This is a genomic window from Herbiconiux aconitum (assembly GCF_024979235.1).
In the GTDB taxonomy this organism is placed as follows: domain Bacteria; phylum Actinomycetota; class Actinomycetes; order Actinomycetales; family Microbacteriaceae; genus Herbiconiux; species Herbiconiux aconitum.
In genome coordinates this window covers 700937-721910 of the sequence record NZ_JANLCM010000002.1, presented here as the reverse complement: position 1 = coordinate 721910, position 20974 = coordinate 700937, and the positions used below count along the sequence as shown (strand labels likewise).

Genomic DNA, 20974 nt, shown 5'->3' with positions numbered 1-20974 from the left:
CACACAATCCGCCCTGAATCGCCACGCGGCAGATAGATCGCGGCGACGATGGAATGTCGGAGACCTTTGACTCGTTGAAGGTTGTCAGCAGCAATGAAGGGAGTCAGCCATGTCAGATGTGCTCATCGACCGGCCCGAACTCGAGAACCTCGGCGTGTATGAGTTCGGTTGGTCGGACTCCGACGCGGCCGGTGCCAGCGCGAAGCGCGGCATCAACGAATCGGTGGTCGCGAACATCTCGGCGTTGAAAGACGAGCCCGAGTGGATGCTGAAGAACCGTTTGAAGGCGCTGCAGATCTTCGGTCGTAAGCCGATGCCGACGTGGGGTGCCGATCTCTCGGGTATCGATTTCGACAACATCAAGTACTTCGTGCGGTCGACGGAGAAGCAGGCCCAGACCTGGGATGATCTGCCCGACGACATCAAGAACACCTACGAGAAGCTCGGCATCCCCGAGGCCGAGCGTCAGCGCCTGGTCTCCGGCGTCGCGGCGCAGTACGAGTCGGAGGTGGTGTACCACCAGATCCGTGAGGATCTCGAGGCGCAGGGTGTCATCTTCATGGACACCGACACCGCACTCCGGGAGCATCCCGAGTTCTTCACCGAATACTTCGGCACCGTCATCCCCTCGGGCGACAACAAATTCGCCGCGTTGAACACGGCGGTGTGGTCGGGCGGATCGTTCGTCTACGTTCCTCCGGGGGTGCACGTCGAGATCCCGCTGCAGGCCTACTTCCGCATCAACACCGAGAACATGGGGCAGTTCGAGCGCACCCTGATCATCGCCGACGAGGGCTCCTACGTGCACTACATCGAGGGCTGCACGGCGCCGATCTACAAGAGCGACTCGCTGCACTCGGCCGTGGTGGAGATCATCGTGAAGAAGAACGCGCGCGTTCGCTACACCACGATCCAGAACTGGTCGAACAACGTCTACAACCTCGTCACCAAGCGTGCCATCGCGCACGAAGGCGCGACGATGGAGTGGATCGACGGCAACATCGGCTCCAAGGTCACCATGAAGTACCCGTCGATCTACCTGGTCGGCGAGCACGCCAAGGGCGAGACGCTCTCGGTCGCTTTCGCGGGCCCGGGCCAGCACCAGGACGCGGGCGCGAAGATGATCCACATGGCGCCCTACACGCAGTCGTCGATCGTGTCGAAGTCGATCGCCCGAGGAGGCGGCCGAGCCGGTTACCGCGGCGAGGTGCGGATGTCGGAGAACGCGCACCACTCGGCGAACACGGTGCGGTGCGACGCGCTGCTGGTCGACACGATCTCGCGGTCGGACACGTATCCGGCCATCGACATCCGGGTCGATGATGTGCAGCTCGGTCACGAGGCCACGGTCTCGAAGGTCTCCGAGGAGCAGTTGTTCTACCTCATGTCGCGCGGTCTTCCCGAAGACGAGGCGATGGCGATGATCGTGCGCGGGTTCATCGAACCCATCGCGCGCGAGTTGCCGATGGAATACGCCCTCGAACTCAACAAGCTCATCGAAATGGGCATGGAAGGCAGCGTCGGCTAAATGGCGGCACCCGAAACAACCGCACCCGTGTCCGTTCCTGCCCGGGTCGAACCCGTTCAGCATGGGTTCCAGGCGCACTCCGACGGCGGATCGGCATTCGTGCCGGTGCAGACACGCTCCGGGCGCTTCACGTCCACCTCGGCTGATGACTTCGCCGCGGTCACGGGCCTGGAGTTCGAGTGGAAGTTCGCGCCGATGGCGAAGATCGCACACCTCACCGCGGAGCCGCTCGACGGCTCGGTGGTGGAAGTGGGCTTCGAGCCGGCCGCCGACGCGATCGAGGGTCTCTCTGTCCAGTGGATCGCGCGCGACGACGCGCTGATCGGCTCCGCCGGTGCGCCCGAAGACCGCGCCTCGGCGAACGCTTGGTCGAGTGCGGAGAAGGCGCTGCACATCCGGGTCTCCGGTGAGGAGAGCAGTGAGCTGATCGTGCGCCGCAGTGGTTTCGGTACCGCCCCGCGGGCCGCCCACGTGGTGATCGAGGCGGCGCCGAACAGCCGCGGCACCGTCATCCTGGAGCACACCGGCTCCGCGAATCTGGTCGAGAACGTCGAGATCGTCGTGCGCGAGGGCGCTCAGCTGACCGTCGTGACCGTTCAGGAGTGGGATGACTCGGCTCTGCATCTCTCCAGTCACTTCGCCACGGTCGGCCGCGATGCCAACCTGCGTCACGTCATCGTGTCGCTCGGTGGTTCGGTTGTGCGGGTCAATCCCGCCATCCATCTCGTGGAGCAGGGGGCGTCGACGGATGCGTTCGGTCTCTATTTCGCCGATGCTGGTCAGTTCTTGGAGCAGCGCCCGTACATCGACCACGTCGCCGCGAACACGCGCAGCCGGGTCAACTACAAGGGTGCCTTGCAGGGCAAGGGCGCGCACACGGTGTGGGTGGGCGACGTGCTGATCGGCCCGCACGCCGATGGCACCGACAGCTACGAGCAGAACCGCAACCTGGTGCTCTCGGAGGGAACGCGGGCTGACAGCATCCCGAACCTCGAGATCGAAACCGGCAACATCGTCGGAGCGGGGCATGCGTCCTCGACCGGCCGGTTCGACGACGAGCAGTTGTTCTACTTGCAGTCCCGCGGCATCTCCGAGGAGGAGGCGCGGCGACTGGTCGTGCGCGGCTTCCTTGCGGAGATCATCCAGCAGATCGGATCGCCCGCGCTCGAGGAGCGGCTCGCTGCCGCCGTCGAAGCGGAGCTCATCCGCTCCCAGGGTGCGGAGTAGCCATGGCAGAGAAGGTCTGTGCGTTCGACGACGTTCCCGTGAACCAGGCGCTGCGCGTCGTGGTGGGGGGCGTGGCCATCGCTCTGGTGAAGGACTCGGCGGGTGAATGCCACGCCATCGGCGACACCTGCACTCACGGTGACATCTCGTTGTCCGAGGGTTTCGTCGAAGACGACACCCTCGAATGCTGGGCCCACGGCTCCAAGTTCTCGCTCGAGACCGGGAAGCCTCTGTCGCTCCCGGCCTACGAGCCCGTTCCCGTCTTCGAGGTCCAGGTGATCGACGGGGACATCTACATCGACCCAACCGTGACGAAAGTGATTGATTAGCATGTCGGTTCTGAAGATCGAAGACCTCCAGGTGAGCGTCGAGACCGAGCAGGGGACCAAGCACATCCTGCGCGGCGTCGACCTCACGATCGGTGAGGGCGAGACGCACGCGATCATGGGCCCGAACGGGTCGGGTAAGTCGACACTCGCGTACGCGATCGCGGGTCACCCGAAGTATCACGTCGAGGGCGGCTCCGTGACGCTCGACGGTGAGGAGATGCTCACCAAGACGGTCGATGAGCGTGCTCGTGCGGGCCTGTTCCTGGCGATGCAGTACCCGGTCGAGATCCCGGGGGTGTCGGTGTCGAACTTCCTGCGCACCGCGAAGACCGCGATCGACGGGCAGGCGCCCGCCATCCGCGGCTGGATCAAAGACCTCGACGCGTCGATGCAGGCGCTGCGGATGGACAAGTCGTTCCGGGAGCGCAACGTGAACGAGGGCTTCTCGGGTGGCGAGAAGAAGCGCAACGAGATCCTGCAGCTCGAACTCCTGAAGCCGAAGTTCGCGGTGCTCGACGAGACCGACTCCGGACTCGACGTGGATGCGCTCAAGGTCGTCTCCGAGGGTGTGAACCGAGCCAAGGCGAACACCGGGCTCGGCATCCTGCTGATCACCCACTACAACCGCATCCTCCGTTACGTGCACCCCGACTTCGTGCACGTGTTCGTCGCCGGCCGCGTGGCCGAGCAGGGCGGGCCCGAGCTCGCCGTGCGACTGGAGAACGAGGGATACGATCGCTTTCTCGAAAGCTCGAACGTAGGATAACGATATGGTCACGACACTCGAACCGAAACTCTTCGACCAGGTCGAAGAGGCGCTGAAAGACGTGATGGACCCTGAGCTCGGCGTGAACATCGTCGACCTCGGCCTCATCTACGATCTGGGCTGGGATGCGGAGCAGGACGCTCTGGTCATCAGCATGACCCTCACCAGCGCAGGCTGCCCGCTCACCGACGTGCTCGAAGAGCAGACGGCCGAGGCGCTCGACGGCGTGGTGGAGCAGTTCCGCATCAACTGGGTGTGGATGCCGCCGTGGGGCCCCGACAAGATCACCGACGACGGGCGCGACATGATGCGGGCCCTCGGCTTCTCCATCTGACCCGCGCCTCCCCGGACTTCTCCAAACGAAACGGCCACCGCACCGCCCTAGGGCGTCGGTGGCCGTTTCGTTTGGAGAACTCCAGCGTCCGCCGTTGTCCACAGGGCCCGGCGTAGTTCTGTTGTCCACAGATGTGTGCGGCCAGGGCCGGCTGCCGCCTTGTTCGGGCAGGCTCGCGGCATGCACACCGTCGCCGAATCTGTCGCTGCGCTCGGAGGGGTCGCGTCCACCGGAGAGCTGGCTGCCCGCGGCTTCTCGTTGCGCGCGATCGACGCCTCAGTGGCGGCCGGCGCCGTGAGACGCGTCCGCCGCGGGTGGGTCGCGCTCCCGGGTGCCCCGCCCGAGGTGGTGCGCTCGGTCGCCGCGCGCGGAACGCTCTCCTGCGTGTCAGTACTGCGTGCTCGGGATGTCTGGACAGCGGATACGCCAGAGTCCCGCCTTCTGCACGTACGGGTACCGCGTTTCGACAAGATCGCGCCGAGCGCTGCCGCTGATGGGCTGCACATTCACAGGTCGTGGCCGACGAGCACGCCGACACCCGCCCGGGGCGGTGTCGACTCGATCGAGTGGGCGCTGCTGCACGCGACGATGTGTCAACCTCGGCTCGATGCGATCGCGTCGCTGGAGTCTGCGCTGCATCTGAGGGTGATCCGGCAGCCCCGAGTTCTCGAACTGCTCGACACGTTACCCCGCCGGTACAGCGAGTTCGCTCAGGTGCTCGCGCCTGCCGAGTCGGGAGTCGAGACGCACACACGTCTCGGTCTGCGCGCCGCGGGGATTCGATGCAGAAGCCAGGTCTCCGTCTCGGGTGTCGGTGACGTCGATCTCGTGGTGGGGGATCGGCTCGTCATCGAGGTCGACGGGCGCCGATGGCACTCCGACAAGAAGTCGTTTCGCGAGGACAAGCGGCGGGATTTGGCGCTCGTCTCGATGGGGTACCTGGTGATCCGGCTGAGCTACGAGCAGGTCATGTTCCAATGGGAGCGGGTGCTCGCCGTCATCCGCGACCTGATGCGCCGCGGCGAGCACCGGTGGGCTGCGCGACATCGGCGCGGCGCACTTCTCGTGCCCTGACTGGCCGGAGTTCTCCAAACGAGACGGCATGGTCAACGCCAGGGCGCTGCGGGTGCGGTCTCGTTTGGAGAACTCCGGGGTCAGGCGCGGCGCGGGGTGGGGCGGCGGATTGCGCTGGGGGCGAGCGGGGGGAGGGTGGCGGCGCAGGGCGGATAGACTGGAGCGTTCCCCCTTCGCAACAAGAATTGGATACTTCTGTGCTCAGCGTTACAGACCTGGCCATCCGGGTCGGCGCACGAACCCTCATGGAGGACGTGTCGTTCCGAGTCGGAGCCGGCGACAAAGTCGGTCTCGTCGGCCGCAACGGGGCGGGAAAGACCACTCTCACGAAGGTGCTCTCCGGCGAACTCCAGCCCTCCGCCGGGGCTGTTCATCGCACGGGCGAGCTCGGCTACCTGCCGCAGGATCCCCGCTCGGGCGATCCGGACGAACTGGCTCGCACGCGCATCCTGAATGCCCGCGGTCTCGGATCGCTGGTACTCGGCATGCAGCAGTCGTCGATGGAGATGGCGAGCAGCGACAGCAAGGTCAGCGACGCCGCGATGAAGAAGTACGGCAACCTCACCGAGCGCTTCGACGCACTCGGTGGATATGCCGCCGAGGCGGAAGCCGCGTCGATCGCGAGCAACCTGAGCCTGCCGGACCGCATCCTCGACCAGCCCCTCCGAACCCTCTCGGGTGGTCAGCGCCGGCGCATCGAGTTGGCGCGCATCCTGTTCTCCGACGCCGAGACACTCATTCTCGACGAGCCCACCAACCACCTCGATGCCGACTCCGTGGTGTGGTTGCGCGAGTTCCTGAAGAGCTACAACGGCGGATTCATCGTGATCAGCCACGACATCGAACTCGTGGGCGAGACCGTGAACCGGGTGTTCTACCTCGACGCGAACCGGCAGATCATCGACGTCTACAACATGAACTGGCGCAACTACCTCAAGCAGCGCGAAGCCGACGAGGAGCGCCGCAAGAAGGAGCGCGTCAACGTCGAGAAGAAGGCGACGCAGCTGCAGATGCAGGCCGCCCGCTTCGGCGCCAAGGCCTCGAAAGCCGCCGCCGCCCACCAGATGGTGGCACGCGCCGAGAAGATGCTCTCGGGTCTCGAAGAGGTGCGCGCGGTCGACCGCGTGGCCAAGTTGCGGTTCCCGACCCCGGTGGCCTGCGGACGCACGCCCCTCATGGCCTCGAATCTCTCGAAGAGCTACGGCTCACTCGAGATCTTCACGGCCGTCGATCTGGCGATCGACCGTGGGTCGAAAGTCGTCGTTCTCGGACTGAACGGTGCGGGCAAGACCACGTTGCTGCGCATCCTGGGCGGCGTCGACAAGCCGGACACCGGTCAGATCGAACCCGGTCACGGGCTGCGCGTCGGCTACTACGCCCAGGAGCACGAGACCATCGACGTGAAGCGTTCGGTGCTCGAGAACATGGTGTCGGCTTCGCCGAACCTCACCGAGACCGAGGCGCGACGCGTTCTCGGCTCGTTCCTGTTCACCGGCGACGACTCGCACAAACCCGCCGGCGTGCTCTCGGGCGGAGAGAAGACGCGTCTGGCCCTGGCCATGATCGTCGTGAGCGGAGCGAACGTTCTGCTGCTCGACGAACCGACGAACAACCTCGACCCGGCCAGCCGCGAGGAGATCCTGGATGCGCTCGCGCACTACGAGGGCGCGGTCGTGCTGGTGAGCCACGACGAGGGCGCGGTCGAGGCGCTCAACCCCGAGCGGGTGCTGATTCTGCCCGACGGCGTCGAGGATCACTGGAACAAGGACTACGCAGACTTGATCTCGCTGGCCTGATCTCCGGATGCCCTCATCCGGGCACGCGCCTCAGCTCCGGTTGTCGATGATCTCGTCTTCGATCTCGGCGTCGGTCTTGCGGGCCAGGCGCTTGCGTTCCCGCTCGGCGGCGCGCTCCTGCTCCTCCGGGTCGTCTTCGTTCACGCGACGGAACTCCTGGCGCACGATGTAGCCGAGGGCCACGAATCCGAGCAGCCCGAACGCGAACCACTGGAAGGTGTAGGAGAGGTGGGCGCCCTCATCCGGTGTCGGCTTCACCGCAGCCGTGGGGCGATCGGCCGGTGCCGGGTTCTCCGACGCCAGCAGGCCGTAGGCCGCCGTGTAGGTGGGGAGGCCGATCTGATCGGCAAGCACGGGCAGTTCGATCGTGGCGATCTGCCCGGGAACCGCGCTGCGGTTGTCGAGGTGCGGTTCGCCGGCCTTCAGTCGGGCGACGACCGAGATCGTTCCGGTGGGGGCCGCCGGGATCGCATCCGGAACGTCTTGCTTCTGACCCGTCGGAACCCAGCCGCGATCGACGATGAACACCTCACCGCTCGTCAGCTGGAACGGCACCAGCACGTCGAAGCCCACGTCGCCCCCGAGCGGGCGATTGCGGACGAGCACCTGGTCGTCGACGAGGTAGTGGCCTTGCATCGACACCGTGAGCCACTCCTGCGAGGGGTCGTAGGAGTCGAGTTCGGGGAGTGCCGACGTGAGCGCGGTCGGATCGGCGTCGAAGTTCGTGGCGACCCGGTCGATCTCGGCCACCGCCTCGTCGCGCCGGGCGAGCTGCCACATGGCCAACAGCACGCAGACGATCGCGAACACGATCACGAGCGCGAGATAGCCGGCCCAGCGGCGGCTGAGCAGAAACCGCCAGCCGGTCATGCGTCGACTGCTCCCGCCGATGTCAACGGGGCGACCATCAGCGGGAAGTCGCGCGCATCCAGGAACTCGCGCAGGTAGTCGACGTGCTCATCGCACGCGAGCCAGGTCTTGCGACGGTCTTCGGCGTGGATGCGCGGGTTGCGCCAGTCGATGCGCCAGGTGGCCGCCGCGCGGCACGCAGCGCGCGAGCATTCCTCTGCGATCGGATCGAGGCCGAGCGAGATCACGGACGCGGCTCCTCAGGTTCGGCCGGGTTCGTCGGCGCCTCCGGACGGCGGTACACCTCGATGGCGGTGGGCCGCTCGGCGCGGCTCACCCACGAGGTTCCGACGTTGCCGAGCACCACGGCGAAGTAGGGGAGCAGGATGGCGCCGGCCGCACAAACCGCGAGCCACCAGCCCTGCACGAACAGCATGAGGATGAGGCAGACGATGCGGATGCTCATCGTGACCAAGTACTTGGTCATGCGCGAGCGCCGCTCGTCCTCGGGGGACCGCGGGATGCTCGTGATGGACTGCGGCGCATGTCTCATGGTGTGCCTCTAGCCTACGCTTCGAAAACTGCTCCTAAGCTGGTACGGCACCACCGTCTCCCCGAAGTTAGGACCCTCCCGCAGTGACTACTCCCACCACCCCTCGCACCGTGCTCGTCACCGGCGGAAATCGTGGCATCGGCTACGCCATCGCCGAAGAATTCGTGGCTCAGGGGCACCGGGTCGCCGTGACCGCCCGTTCCGGCAGCGGCCCTGCGGGAACGCTCACGGTGATCGCCGACGTGACCGACAGCGCATCAGTCGACGCCGCGTTCACCGAGGTCGAGAAGGAGCTCGGCCCGGTCGAGGTCGTGGTCGCGAACGCGGGTATCACGAAGGACACCCTGTTGCTCCGGATGACCGAAGACGACTTCACGAGCGTCATCGACACCAACCTCACCGGCTCGTTCCGCGTCGTGAAGCGCGCGTCGAAGGGGATGCTCAAGGCCCGCTTCGGCCGCATCGTGCTGATCTCGAGCGTGGTGGGCCTCTACGGTTCGCCCGGACAGGTGAACTACAGCGCCTCCAAGAGCGCCCTCGTGGGCTTCGCGCGGTCGATCACCCGTGAGCTCGGTGCGCGCAACATCACGGCGAACGTGGTGGCGCCCGGATTCATCGAGACCGATATGACGGCCGAACTCCCCGCGGAGCAGCAGGCCGAGTACAAGAAGAGCATCCCGGCAGCTCGCTACGGCACCGCCGCCGAGGTCGCGAAGGCGGTAGCTTGGCTCGCGTCGGACGACGCCGCCTACATCTCCGGTGCGGTCATCCCCGTCGATGGAGGCCTCGGCATGGGTCACTGACCCGATAGCTCGGTGGGGGCGGATGTCGCCCTCCGCCGCCTTTGAGCTCCGCTCAACCCCTAGGCGGAGGGTGATATCCGCCCCCACCGAGCGGTCCCGCGCTTTAGCCGCGGAGGCCCAGTAAGGGGAGCAGCTGCGAGAGGTCGCGCACGTCCATGATGATGTCGGCGTGCTCCCGTACCAAGGGTCGGGCGTCGAAGGCGACCGAGAGGCCTGCGACCTCCATCATGCGGAGGTCGTTGGCGCCGTCGCCGACTGCGAGGGTGCGGGAGAGCGGGATGCCGCGTGAACCTGCCCACTCGATCAGGGCATCCGCTTTGCTCTGGGGGTCGATGATCGGGCCCGAGACGCTGCCGGTGAGGACTCCGCCGCGCACACCGAGGCGGTTCGCGCGCCAGTGGTCGAGGCCGAGCGACGTGGCCAGCGGGTCGAGCACCTCGTGGAAGCCGCCTGAGACGACGGCCACGGCGCCGCCGGCAGCGTGTACCGCGGTGATCATCTCGGGGACCCCTGCGGTGACGCGGATGGCGGCGCCGACCTCGGCGAAGGAGGTGTCGGACAGTCCCTCGAGCAGCGCGACCCGGGCCGCGAGGCTCTGCGCGAAATCGAGTTCGCCGCGCATGGCGCGTTCAGTGATCTCGGCCACCTCGGCGTGGCATCCGGCCAGATCGCCGAGCATCTCGATGACCTCGTTCTCGATCAGCGTCGAATCGACGTCGAGCACGACGAGGAAGCGCGATCGATCGGCGGTCGGCTGGCTCGCGGGCGAAGAATCGTGTGCCAGCAGCTGCTGCGTCATGGAACTACGCGGACTCCTTTACCAACGACCGTGATCCCCGTGTCGGTCACGGTGAATCCGCGTTCCCGATCGCGTTCGGGATCGACGCCCACCTGGGCGCCCGCGACGACGACGACGTTCTTGTCCAGAATAGCGCGGCGCACGACGGCATCCGGTTCGATGTGCACACGGTCGAACAGCACCGACTGCTGCACCAGCGCGCCGGAATCGACCGTCGTCCACGGGCCGACGACACTGCCCTCGACGCGCGCGCCGGAGATCAGGCAGCCGAGCGACACGATCGATTCGACCGTCACCCCGGGGTTGCCTTTGCTGTCGCGCACGAACTTCGCCGGCGGCGAATTGAGCTGCTGCGTGTAGATGGGCCACTTCTCGTTGTAGAGGTTGAAGACGGGGAGCGCCGAGATGAGGTCTTGGTGGGCGTCGTAGAACGACTCGATGGTTCCCACGTCGCGCCAGTAGTACCGATCGCGGTCGGTCGAACCGGGGACCTCGTTGCGGTTCAGGTCGTAGACGGCGGCGTTGCCGCGCGCCACGAAGTCGGGGATGATGTCGCCGCCCATGTCGTGGCTCGACTCGGGCCGCTCGCCGTCGCGGATGACGGCGTCGATCAGCTGATCGGCGTCGAAGATGTAGTTGCCCATCGACGCGAGTACCTCGTGCGGCGCGTCGGCGAGACCCACCGCGTTCTTCGGCTTCTCGAGGAACTCGTCGATGAGCTTCGGGTCGTCGGCGGAGGTCTGGATGACGCCGAACTGGTCGGAGAGCTCGATCGGCTGCCGGATGGCGGCGACCGTCGCCCCCATGCCCGACTCGATGTGGGCCTGGATCATCTGCCCGAAGTCCATTCGGTAGACGTGGTCGGCGCCGACCACGACGACGATGTCGGGCTTCTCGTCGCGGATCAGGTTGAGCGACTGCAGGATGGCGTCGGCCGATCCGCTGAACCAGCGCTTGCCGAGCCGCTGCTGAGCGGGCACCGACGCGATGTAGGAGTTCAGCAGGCCGTCGAGGTGCCAGGTCTGCGAGACGTGGCGGTCGAGACTGTGCGACTTGTACTGCGTGAGCACCACGATCTGGCGGAGACCCGAGTTCACGAGGTTCGAAAGCGCGAAGTCGATCAGGCGGTAGCCGCCTCCGAAAGGAACGCCAGGCTTGGCCCGGTCTGCCGTGAGGGGCATGAGTCGCTTGCCCTCACCTCCGGCCAGGACGATGCCGAAGATCTTCTTTGATGCAGCCATGACCCCAACCCTAATGAGGTTTCCCCCGGTCCGTACTACCGTTCAACTATGCGAGTAGATGTGATTTCACGAGAGTATCCGCCCGAGGTCTACGGAGGGGCGGGAGTGCACGTCGCCGAACTGGTGAAAGGACTCCGCGCCCACCTCGACGTGACGGTGCGGTGCTTCGGCGCACCCCGCTCGGAGGAAGGGGTCTTCGCCTACCGGGTGCCCGCCGAGCTCGACGGAGCGAACCCCGCTTTGACGACCCTCGGCGTCGATCTGCAGATCGCCGAGGCCACCGCCGGCACCGACCTCGTGCACTCGCACACCTGGTACGCCAATGCGGCGGGCCGGCTGTCGGCCCTGCTGCACGTCGTGCCCCATGTCGTCACCGCCCACTCGCTCGAGCCGTTGCGACCGTGGAAGGCCGAGCAGCTCGGCGGCGGCTACCGCGTCTCGTCGTGGATCGAAAAGGATGCGTTCGAGTCGGCCGACGCCGTCATCGCGGTGAGCGATGGGATGCGCCGCGACATCCTGCGCTCCTATCCCGCTCTCGACGAGTCGAAAGTGACCGTGGTCTACAACGGCATCGACCTCGAGAAGTGGAAGCCGCACTACGACGAGGAGGTGCTCGCCCGGCACGGTATCGACAGCACGCGCCCCACCGTGGTGTTCGTGGGTCGGATCACCCGGCAGAAGGGTCTGCCCTACTTGCTGCGCGCCATCGCTCTGCTGCCCGCGGAGGTGCAGGTCGTGCTGTGCGCAGGCGCACCGGATACGCCGGCCATTCTCGACGAGGTGAGCACGGCGGTGCGGGCGCTGCAGGAGACACGAGGCGGCATCGTCTGGATCGAGGAGATCTTGCCGCAGCCCTCGCTCACCGCCATCCTCACCACCGCTACCGTGTTCGTCTGCCCCTCGATCTACGAACCGCTCGGCATCGTGAACCTCGAGGCGATGGCCTGCGGGCTGCCGGTGGTGGGCACGGCGACCGGGGGCATCCCCGAAGTCGTCGACGACGGGGTGACCGGACTTCTCGTGCCGATCGACCAGCTGCAGGACGGCACCGGAACCCCCACCGACCCCGACCGTTTCGTGACCGACCTGGCGCGCGCGCTGACAGAGGTCGTCACCGATCCGGTGCGTGCGGCACGGATGGGCGAGGCCGGACGCGCCCGAGCCGAGGCCGAGTTCAGCTGGTCGTCGATCGCGGCCCAGACGGCGGGGATCTACCGGTCGCTCGTGGGGTGAGCCCGTAGCCGGCGGGAGCCAGCCAGGCGACTGAGGGTCGGCGGAAGCAAGCCAGGAGCCTGATAGGGGAGCACGATATTGCGGGCTGCGGGCCTTTTTCGACGACCCAGGGTGAGCGCGCGGCCGCGTCAGCGACCGCACGCGAACATGTCGCCTCGCGCCGCAGAAGCGGCGGCGCGAGCAATGAGCGACGCGCCAGCCGCAGGCCGGCGCATCGTGGGAAGTGGCGATGTGGTACCCAAGCACCGTTCGTCAAATACACCTGACGCCGCCCGATAAACTTCTTTCATGCCCAACGTGCTCGACCTGCAGAACGTCTCTGTCATCCGTGATGGAAATCAGATCCTCACCGACGTGAACTGGACGGTCGACGGCGACCAGCGATGGGTGGTGCTGGGGCCGAACGGCGCCGGCAAGACGACGTTGCTGCAGATCGCCGCGGCGATGAACCATCCTTCGGGCGGCACCGTGCATGTGCTCGACGGCAAGCTCGGCGAGGTCGACCTGTTCGAGCTGCGCCCGCGTGTCGGCTTCGCGTCGAGCGCGATGGCCCGCCGCTTCCCGGGCAACGAGACGGTGCTGAACGTGGTTCTCACAGCCGCCTACTCCGTCACCGGCCGGTGGAACGAGGCCTACGAAGACATCGACCTGCGCCGGGCGCAACGGGTGCTGGGCGAGTGGAAGCTCGACCATCTCTCGGAGCGGCTCTTCGGTTCGCTCAGTGACGGCGAGCAGAAGCGCGTGCAGATCGCCCGCTCGGTGATGACCGACCCCGAGCTGCTGCTGCTCGACGAGCCGGCCGCGTCGCTCGACCTCGGCGCTCGCGAGGAGCTGCTGCAGCTGCTCGGCGGCTACGCCTCGGCACCTGAGGCGCCCGCGATCGTGATGGTGACCCACCACGTCGAGGAGATCCCGCGCGGGTTCACCCACGCGCTGCTCCTGAACCAGGGCGGGATCGTCGCGAGCGGCCCGATCGGCGAGGTGCTCACCTCCGAGAACCTCGAGACGACCTTCGGGCTTCCGATCACGCTGAACGAAGAAGACGGCCGCTACACGGCACGCGCATCCTGACGCTCATCCGGAATCAGATCTGCTAAACTGTCTAGCTGGCCCGTGTGGCCCACGATTTCATCCCCGCTGTGCTCAAAAATCACCACTGTGTAAACAAGGACTCCACTATGAAGACTGACACCCACCCGAAGTACGAAGCTGTGGTCTTCCGAGACCTCGCGTCCGGCGCCACCTTCCTCACCCGTTCGACCGTGTCGTCGTCGAAGACGATCGAGTGGGAAGACGGCAACACCTACCCGGTGATCGACGTCGAGATCTCGTCGGAGTCGCACCCGTTCTACACGGGCAAGCAGCGCATCCTCGACTCGGCCGGTCGCGTCGAGAAGTTCAACAGCCGCTACAAGGGCTTCGGCGGCGCGAGCAAGTAAGCTCCGTCTCCACAAACGCACGGGAACCCCGTCGACTCCGGTCGGCGGGGTTCTTGCTATTCCTGCGCCTCCCGCGATGCGCGGCCTGCGGTCGCGCGTCGCTCACTGCTCGCGCCGCCGCTACTGCGGCGCGAGGCGACATGTTCGCGTGAGGTCGCTGACGCGGCCTCGCGCTCACCCTAGGTCGTCGAGCGCGGCCCGCGGCCTGCGATCGCGATGGGAGCCGGCGGCGGCTGGCACCTCGATCAGGAGGTGCGGATGCTCGTGGTCGACTCGCGCAGGTTCGCCCAGGTGCGAATCGACGGAGTTCTTCGCGACACGCGGAGTGTGCCTCCGTCGCTTCGGGTTCTCGGGGCGAAACTCCGTCGTTTGGGTGAGGGTGGGGGCGGCTGGGGCCGACCGAGCGGGTAGGGGCGGACGGCGGGTCAGGCAGGGCGCGGGGACTCGGGCCATCCGCGACGGGACGTGAACGTGGGGTCGCGGGTGCGGCGCATGTAGTCCTCGAAGGAGTCGGACTGGGCGTCATGCCAAGCTGCCTGCGCCGCGTGCAGTTGCTCGAGCGTCAGGTCGAGGTCGACCGCATACTTCGAGGCCAGAGCCTGGGCCACGCGCCCCGCCGCGATGGCGTCGGCACCGGCGTCGTGGGCATCCGTGAGTGCCACGCCGTAGAACGCGGCGGACACCTCGAGCGTGCGCTTGCCCCTCCGGTAACGATCGATCTGCTTGTCGATCACCAGCGGATCGACCACCGCAGGAGGCGTGTCGAGCGGCTCACTGCCGTGTCGTGACGCTTCGCGATTGAGCAGCGTGAGGTCGTAGGGAGCGTTGTAGACGACGAGCGCATAGCCCTCGTCGAAGACTCGGCGGAGCTCGGCCACGATCTCCGCCACCACCTCGGCCGCCGGGCGACCCGCCGCTCGCGCGTGCTCGGTGCTGACGCCGTGCACCGCGGTGGCCTGCTCGGGAATCGGAACACCCGGATCGGCCAACCAGTCACGACGGCTCACCACCTGGCCCGCGGCATCCAGCAGGCTGATGTTCGCGGTCACCACGCGGCTGGTCTCGACGTCGATGCCTGTGGTCTCGAGGTCGAAGACGGCCAATCGATCGGCCCAGGCCGGCCGGGGCAGAAGCGGAAGGGTGATCTCGGTGTCGACGACGTACTCGGGTTCGGGTGCAGCCTGCACCACCTCCTCGAGGTCGTCGAGCACGGCTGCCCGACCCGTCTCGAGCACCGCCGCAGCATCGACCTCGATCACGGTCGTGTCGTCGCGGTCGAGCGTCGTGGTGTCTTCCCGCTCCAGCACCACGATCGAACCGACGTGCACCTCGCCGTTCACAGCGGCGAGCGGCACCGGCGTCGCAGGTGCTGCGACGGGTGCCGGCGCAACAGGTTGCGCTTCGGGCGCCGCCCCCGCATCCAGCCTCTCGTCGTCGAAGTCGAACAGCGGCACCTCCACCACGACCGGGCGGGATGATTCGGGCATCGGCACCGCTTAGCGCCCCTGTTCTTGTTCGGTGGACTGGCCGACGTGCAGCCAGTAGAACGCTTGGGTTCCGAAAGTGAGCGTAACGGTGCCGTTCTCGTCGAATGCGGGAAACTCGCCGTGCCCGAAGAGATCGAACAGCCGTCGCCCCGCGAACTGCGGTGCCGTGATGGTGGCCGACACCGGATTGTGGGCGAAGCTGAACACGCAGAGCACGTCTTCGGGTCCGTCGCCGAAGTAGGCGCCCGAGCCCTGGTAGGAGCGCACGAAGGCGAGCACCGACTCGTGGTCGCTGCCCACGACCTCCATCGACCCGAGCCCGAACGTCGGATGCGCCTTCCGCACGTGGATGACGTTGCGCACCCAGTGCAGCAGCGAGCGCGACTGCGCGAGCTGCGACTCCACGTTCACCAGGTTGTAGTTGTAGACCAGCGATTGCACGACGGGCAGGAAGAGCTTGCCCGGGTCGGCGGTGGAGAAGCCGGCGTTGCGATCCGGTGTCCATTGCATCGGCGTGCGCGAGGAGTCCCGGTCGGGCAACCAGATGTTGTCGCCCATACCGATCTCGTCGCCGTAGTAGAGAAACGGCGACCCGGGGAGCGCGAAGAGCAGAGCGTGGGCGAGTTCGAGTTCGGCCCGCGAGTTGTCGAGCAGGGGAGCGAGGCGGCGCCGGATGCCGATGTTCGAGCGCATCCGCGGGTCGTAGGCATACCAGCCGTACATGGCCTGCCGGTACTCCTCCGACACCATCTCGAGCGTCAACTCGTCGTGGTTGCGAAGGAACACGCCCCAGGCGGCCCCCTCGGGGATCGTCGTGGTCTCGGAGAGCACACGAATGAGCTCATCGGCCTTCTGCGACCGCAGCGAGTAGTAGATGCGCGGCATCACCGGGAAGTCGAATGCCATGTGGCATTCGGGCTCCTCCTCGGTGCCGAAGAACGCGGCCACCTCGCGCGGCCACTGGTTCGCCTCGGCCACCAGCATGCGCCCCGGGTATTCGGTGTCGATCATCTGGCGCAGGCGCACGATGTAGTCGTGCGTCTTCGGCTCGCCCTCACCGTTGCCCTCCTCGGATTCGAACAGGTAGGGGATGGCGTCGAGCCGCAGTCCGTCGACCCCCATGTCGAGCCAGAACCGGCAGATGTCGAACACGGCCTCCTGCACTGCAGGGTTCTCGAAGTTGAGGTCGGGCTGGTGCGAGAAGAAGCGGTGCCAGAAGAATTGCCGGCGCACGGGATCGAAGGTCCAGTTCGACTCCTCCGTGTCGACGAAGATGACGCGGATGTTCTCGTACTTCTCGTCGGTGTCGCTCCACACGTAGTAGTCGCCGAAGGGGCCTTCGGGGTCTTCACGCGACTGCTGGAACCACTCGTGCTGGTCGGAGGTGTGGTTGAGCGGGAAGTCCATGATGATGCGCATGTTGCGCTCGTGCGCCTTGGTGACCAGGTCGCGGAATTCCTCCACCGTTCCGTAGTCGGGCAGCACCGCCTTGAAGTCGGAGACGTCGTAGCCGCCGTCGCGGAGCGGCGACTGGAAGAAGGGCGGCAACCAGAGTGCGTCGATGCCGAGCCACTGCAAGTAGTCGAGCTTCGAGATGAGGCCCGCGATGTCGCCGAAGCCGTCGCCGTTCGAATCGACGAACGAGCGGATCATGACTTCGTAGAAGACCGATCTCCGGTACCACTGCGGGTCGAGCGTGAGGCCCGGCAACTGGATGGGAGCGGTGAAGTTCACGGGCGTCCTTTCGGAACATCGATGACCGGCCAGGGTGTTCGGTTTCACGATAGCCCAGGTCACCGACACGCAATGGAGCACCCAGCACACCACAGGAACGCACCGTTCGCCCCGTCTATGCTGGACCGGATGACCGTCGCCTCGCCCTATGCCGTCGAACTCTCCCGGATGCCCGTCACCACGCGCGTGCTCCCGGTCGCCGGCAGCACGACCCACCTGTGGGAATACGGCGAGTCGGGGTCGGATGCCGACACGCGAGCGAACGCCGGCACCCTGCTGGTGGTGGTGCACGGCTACCGCGGCGACCACCATGGCCTCGAGCCCGTGATCGCCCAGCTGAATCATCCCGGGTACCGCATCGTGGCGCCCGATCTTCCGGGCTTCGGGGTCTCGACGCCCCTGCGGGCGGTGCACGACCTCGACGGTTACGTCGAGTGGCTGCACGAGTTCGTCGACGTGGTGCGAGCCGAGTCACCCCTCGCCCGGCTCGTGATCGTCGGGCACTCCTTCGGATCCATCGTCGTGGCGGCAGCCCTGGCGGGCGGCCCCGGCACCCCCGGCACGCCCGGCACCCCCGGCAGCCCGAACCGCCCGGGCATCGAGGTCGACGACGCCGTTCTCATCAACCCTATCGCCGCCCCCGCACTGAAAGGCCCACGGGGTGTGATGAGCCGGGTCGCCATCGGCTACTACCGGCTCGGCGCCGCGGCCCCCGAGAAGCTCGGTCACGTCATCCTCTCGAGCCCCGTGATGGTGCGCGTGATCAGCATCACCATGGCCAAGACGAAGAACAAGGCGCTGCGGCGCTGGATCCACGACCAGCACCACCGTTACTTCAGCGCGTTCGCGAACCGCACCGTTGTGCTCGACGCCTTCCGCGCCTCCGTGAGCAACGACGTCGGCGAATACGCCGCGCGCATCACGGCGCCGACCCTGCTGATCGCAGCCGACAAAGACGACATCACGCCCCTCGCCGCCCAGCACCGGCTGCGCGACACGATGCCCGACGCGCGCCTCGTGGTGCTCGACGACGTGGGGCATCTCATTCACTACGAACGCCCGATCGAGGCCGCGCGGGCCATCGAGGCGTTCCTGCAGTCGACGGCGGGCACGACGCCGGCGGCCGACACCGCGGTGGGCTCGTGAGACTCGCCTTCGACTGCCGCTACACGCGAATCGGCCGACACGACGGCATCAGCCGGTACACCGCCGGTGTGGTGGGCGAACTGGCCAAGATCGACGGCCTCGATCTCACCATGATCATCAGCGACGAGCGCCAACTCGAGATGCTGCCCGAGCTGCCCTGGATCAAGGTCTCCGGCCCCACCAGTGTGCTCGAGCCGCTCGTGGCCCGTCAGGTCAACCGCGCGCATCCGGATGTCGTGATCAGCCCCATGCAGACCATGGGCACCGCCGGCCGCCGATACCGCCTCGCGCTCACCGTGCACGACCTCATCTACTACTCGAACCCCACCCCGCCGCACGATCTGCCCGCCTTCGTGCGGGTGCTCTGGCGGCTCTACCACAAGGCCTGGTGGCCGCAGCGGATGCTCCTCAACCGCGCCGACGCCATCGTCACCGTCTCCGAGACCACGCGGGGTCTGATCGCCGAGCACGCGCTCACCAAGCGGCCCGTCGTGGTGGCCAGGAACGCCGCCGACCTGCCCGGACCGTCCGAGGCCTCCGCGGCCGCCGCCGACGCCGAGAACCGCGCCGACGCGAAGTCGCTCGTCTACATGGGCTCGTTCATGCCCTACAAGAACGTCGAGACCCTGGTGCGGGCCACGGGCGAGCTGCCCGGGTACACGCTGCACCTGCTCAGTCGGGCGACGGATGCCGACAAGCGACGATTGCAGGCGATCGTTCCGGATGCGCACCTCGTCTTCCACGACGGGGTCAGCGACGAGGAGTACCACGCGCTGCTGCGGCGGGCGACGGCGCTCGTGACGGCCTCGCTCGACGAGGGCTTCGGCATCCCGCTGGTCGAATCGATGGGGTACGGCACGCCGGTCGTGGTGAGCGACATCGCCGTGTTCCGCGAGATCGGGGGAGAGGCCGCGCTCTACGCACCCGCCCGCGACGCCGCCCGTTTCGCAGCGACGGTCGCACGGCTGGAGGATCCGGCCGAGTGGCGGCGACGCTCGCTCGCGTCGCGCAGGCAGGCCGAGGGCTTCAGTTGGGCAGCGTCAGCTCGAGCGATAGCGGTGCTCGCGACCGGATTGACGGGTCGATCGGCACGCCGTTGAAAGCGATGATCGACAGTTCGCCGCCGTCGACCACGAAGTCGTGCGCCGACCCGTTCGGAATCGCGTGGCCCTGCTGGGGCAGCGCCTTCTCGGTGACATAGCGGATCAACGAGCCGATCACGCCGCCGTGCGAGACCACGATGAGGGACTCAGCCGGATGCTCGGCCGCCAGCTTCTCGAGCGCGGGCAGCACCCGGCGCACCACGTGCGAGCGCTTCTCGCGGCCCGGCACATCCGCCATCGGGTCGGGAAACCGCTCGGCGAGTTCGGCTGCGTTCAGGCCCTCGACCTCGCCGTAGCTGCGTTCGACCAGGGCGCCGACGAGCTCGGGTTCGCCGAGGCCGACGATGCCGGCGATGATCTCGGCCGTCTCCCGGGCGCGGCTCAGGGGGCTGGCGACGATGCCGTCCCAGGTGCGCTCCGCCAGGGCGGCTCCGGTCTCGCGCGCCTGCTCGCGACCGATCTCGTTCAGGGGGATGTCGGTCGAGCCCTGGATGCGTTTCTGGAAGTTCCAGTCGGTCTGGCCGTGGCGCACGAAGGTGAAGGTAGTCATCGCCACCATCCTATGCGGCGGCCCCGGGGTGCCGAAGAGAGGCTACGGCAGGAGACGCGAGGCGATCGTGCGGAGCGTCTCGGTCGTTCCGGCGTCGATCTTCACGGTGGCGCGCCCGTCGCCCTTCGTGATGCCGCGGTTGACGATCACGACCGGGAGTTTGCGACGTCGCGCCTGCTCGAGCAGACGGATGCCCGAGTTCACGACGAGCGAGGAGCCGGCGATCACCATCGCGTCCGACGACGCCACCATCGAGGAGGCCTCCGCGAACTTCTCGGTGGGAATGAATTCGCCGAAGAACACCACGTCGGGCTTCAGGGTGCCTCCGCACACGGTGCAGGCGGGAACCACGAAGGCTTCGTACTCGGAGACCTCGGCGTCGCCGTCGGGTGCCATGCGCACGAGCTCGGGCTCGGTGAGCCAGGGATTGGCCTCGCTGATGCGTTCCGCGATGCCGGCACGGGCGTAACTCTGGCCGCAACGCAGACAGGTCACCCGGTCCATCGACCCGTGCAGGTCGACCAGGTGCTTGGTGCCGGCGCGGGCGTGCAGGCCGTCGACGTTCTGGGTGACGACGCCGGTGACGAGACCCCCGTCTTCGAGATCGGCGAGGATGCGGTGGCCGTCATTCGGCCGGGCGGCGTCGAACATCTTCCACCCGAGGTGACTGCCCGCCCAATAGCGCTTGCGATACGACTCGCTGCCGAGGAACTGGTCGAAGGTCATCGGATTGCGCTTGGGGGCGCCCTCGCCCCGATAGTCCGGGATGCCGGAGTCGGTGCTCACCCCGGCTCCTGTGAGCACGACGATCCGCTTGCCTCCGAGCACCTCCACGGCCTCGTCGAGGGCACGCTCCGTCGGCGCCTCGGATGCCGAAGACACGAGCGAAACCATGAGACCTCCTCGCCGGTTGAGAGACCGGCCACTTGAGAGTCTAAACAGCGAAGTTTTCCGGAATGTTTCCGGCCTGGCAGAGTTGACCG

The 20974-nt window shown here is 66.9% G+C and carries 22 protein-coding genes; 13 read left to right on the top strand and 9 right to left on the bottom strand.

The genetic code is table 11. The annotated features are described in order from the left end of the window. Nucleotides 1-109: 109 nt before the first annotated feature. From sufB to N1027_RS14925, 7 genes are all read left to right on the top strand, one after another. Nucleotides 110-1528 carry a Fe-S cluster assembly protein SufB gene (gene sufB / locus N1027_RS14955; protein WP_259508927.1) on the top strand — a complete coding sequence of 473 codons (1419 nt, stop codon included), beginning with the start codon at nt 110-112 and terminating at the stop codon, nt 1526-1528. After that, entirely contained in the window at nt 1529-2755 is a 1227-nt protein-coding gene (sufD, locus tag N1027_RS14950; RefSeq protein WP_259508926.1) for a Fe-S cluster assembly protein SufD, read from the top strand. Between the two features lie 2 nt (nt 2756-2757). Beyond that, nucleotides 2758-3084, top strand: a complete 327-nt coding sequence (locus N1027_RS14945) for a non-heme iron oxygenase ferredoxin subunit (protein ID WP_259508925.1) — start codon at nt 2758-2760, stop codon at nt 3082-3084. Nucleotide 3085: 1 nt separating this feature from the next. Further along, complete coding sequence (sufC, locus tag N1027_RS14940) at nt 3086-3850, top strand: Fe-S cluster assembly ATPase SufC (RefSeq protein WP_259508924.1); 765 nt, start codon at nt 3086-3088, stop codon at nt 3848-3850. Nucleotides 3851-3854: 4 nt separating this feature from the next. Further along, nucleotides 3855-4184, top strand: coding sequence for a metal-sulfur cluster assembly factor (locus N1027_RS14935; RefSeq protein WP_092553023.1), 330 nt, complete (start codon nt 3855-3857; stop codon nt 4182-4184). Between the two features lie 180 nt (nt 4185-4364). Then, nucleotides 4365-5258, top strand: a complete 894-nt coding sequence (locus N1027_RS14930) for an endonuclease domain-containing protein (protein ID WP_259508922.1) — start codon at nt 4365-4367, stop codon at nt 5256-5258. A 197-nt stretch (nt 5259-5455) separates the two neighbouring features. Continuing rightward, complete coding sequence (locus N1027_RS14925; protein ID WP_259508921.1) at nt 5456-7054, top strand: ABC-F family ATP-binding cassette domain-containing protein; 1599 nt, start codon at nt 5456-5458, stop codon at nt 7052-7054. Nucleotides 7055-7084: 30 nt separating this feature from the next. Here N1027_RS14925 and N1027_RS14920 read toward each other — a convergent pair whose 3' ends face one another. The 3 genes from N1027_RS14920 to N1027_RS14910 are packed head-to-tail and all read right to left on the bottom strand — an operon-like array spanning nt 7085 to nt 8456. Then, nucleotides 7085-7924, bottom strand: coding sequence for an SURF1 family cytochrome oxidase biogenesis protein (locus N1027_RS14920; protein ID WP_259508920.1), 840 nt, complete (start codon nt 7922-7924; stop codon nt 7085-7087). After that, nucleotides 7921-8151 (bottom strand): hypothetical protein, encoded by a 231-nt coding sequence (locus N1027_RS14915; RefSeq protein ID WP_259508919.1) that lies wholly within the window; start codon nt 8149-8151, stop codon nt 7921-7923. Before N1027_RS14915 ends, N1027_RS14920 begins: the two co-directional genes overlap by 4 nt. Further along, the gene (locus N1027_RS14910; protein WP_259508918.1) at nt 8148-8456 is read right to left on the bottom strand and encodes a DUF3099 domain-containing protein; all 309 of its coding nucleotides are present in this window, start codon (nt 8454-8456) and stop codon (nt 8148-8150) included. Before N1027_RS14910 ends, N1027_RS14915 begins: the two co-directional genes overlap by 4 nt. Nucleotides 8457-8539: 83 nt before the next feature. Between N1027_RS14910 and N1027_RS14905 the strand changes: the two genes are divergently transcribed. Beyond that, nucleotides 8540-9259, top strand: coding sequence for a beta-ketoacyl-ACP reductase (locus N1027_RS14905; protein WP_259508917.1), 720 nt, complete (start codon nt 8540-8542; stop codon nt 9257-9259). A gap of 103 nt (nt 9260-9362) precedes the next feature. Here the strand turns inward: N1027_RS14905 and serB are convergent, their stop codons facing one another. Together serB and N1027_RS14895 are read right to left on the bottom strand one after the other, a co-directional pair. Continuing rightward, a complete protein-coding gene (gene serB, locus N1027_RS14900; RefSeq protein ID WP_259508916.1) occupies nt 9363-10058 on the bottom strand; it encodes a phosphoserine phosphatase SerB in 696 nt (231 codons plus the stop codon). Then, nucleotides 10055-11299, bottom strand: a complete 1245-nt coding sequence (locus N1027_RS14895; protein ID WP_259508915.1) for a glucose-1-phosphate adenylyltransferase — start codon at nt 11297-11299, stop codon at nt 10055-10057. Before N1027_RS14895 ends, serB begins: the two co-directional genes overlap by 4 nt. A gap of 48 nt (nt 11300-11347) precedes the next feature. Between N1027_RS14895 and glgA the strand changes: the two genes are divergently transcribed. The 3 genes from glgA to N1027_RS14880 all read left to right on the top strand — a co-directional run bounded on the left by glgA (nt 11348) and on the right by N1027_RS14880 (nt 13971). Continuing rightward, nucleotides 11348-12532: a glycogen synthase gene (glgA, locus tag N1027_RS14890; RefSeq protein ID WP_259508914.1), complete on the top strand. Its 1185-nt coding sequence runs from the start codon at nt 11348-11350 to the stop codon at nt 12530-12532. A 288-nt stretch (nt 12533-12820) separates the two neighbouring features. Further along, the gene (locus tag N1027_RS14885; RefSeq protein WP_259508913.1) at nt 12821-13603 is read left to right on the top strand and encodes an ABC transporter ATP-binding protein; all 783 of its coding nucleotides are present in this window, start codon (nt 12821-12823) and stop codon (nt 13601-13603) included. 107 nt (nt 13604-13710) lie between these two features. Then, nucleotides 13711-13971: a type B 50S ribosomal protein L31 gene (locus N1027_RS14880; protein WP_259508912.1), complete on the top strand. Its 261-nt coding sequence runs from the start codon at nt 13711-13713 to the stop codon at nt 13969-13971. A gap of 425 nt (nt 13972-14396) precedes the next feature. On the opposite strand, the gene N1027_RS14875 is transcribed toward N1027_RS14880, so the two are convergent. Both N1027_RS14875 and treS read right to left on the bottom strand, forming a co-directional pair. Beyond that, a complete protein-coding gene (locus N1027_RS14875) occupies nt 14397-15458 on the bottom strand; it encodes an exonuclease domain-containing protein (protein ID WP_372499744.1) in 1062 nt (353 codons plus the stop codon). 9 nt (nt 15459-15467) lie between these two features. Beyond that, on the bottom strand, nt 15468-17192 hold the full coding sequence (gene treS / locus N1027_RS14870; RefSeq protein ID WP_259508911.1) for a maltose alpha-D-glucosyltransferase: 1725 nt from the start codon (nt 17190-17192) through the stop codon (nt 15468-15470). A 129-nt stretch (nt 17193-17321) separates the two neighbouring features. Here treS and N1027_RS14865 point away from each other — a divergent pair, with 129 nt between their 5' ends. Then, on the top strand, nt 17322-18338 hold the full coding sequence (locus N1027_RS14865) for an alpha/beta fold hydrolase (RefSeq protein ID WP_259508910.1): 1017 nt from the start codon (nt 17322-17324) through the stop codon (nt 18336-18338). Then, complete coding sequence (locus tag N1027_RS14860; RefSeq protein ID WP_259508909.1) at nt 18335-19438, top strand: glycosyltransferase family 4 protein; 1104 nt, start codon at nt 18335-18337, stop codon at nt 19436-19438. The genes N1027_RS14865 and N1027_RS14860 overlap by 4 nt, the downstream gene beginning before the upstream one ends. Here N1027_RS14860 and N1027_RS14855 read toward each other — a convergent pair. Then, nucleotides 19365-19991 carry a histidine phosphatase family protein gene (locus tag N1027_RS14855; protein ID WP_259508908.1) on the bottom strand — a complete coding sequence of 209 codons (627 nt, stop codon included), beginning with the start codon at nt 19989-19991 and terminating at the stop codon, nt 19365-19367. The two genes, N1027_RS14860 and N1027_RS14855, sit on opposite strands and share 74 nt — an antisense overlap. A gap of 42 nt (nt 19992-20033) precedes the next feature. Next, complete coding sequence (locus tag N1027_RS14850; protein WP_259508907.1) at nt 20034-20885, bottom strand: Sir2 family NAD-dependent protein deacetylase; 852 nt, start codon at nt 20883-20885, stop codon at nt 20034-20036. Nucleotides 20886-20974 lie beyond the last annotated feature (89 nt).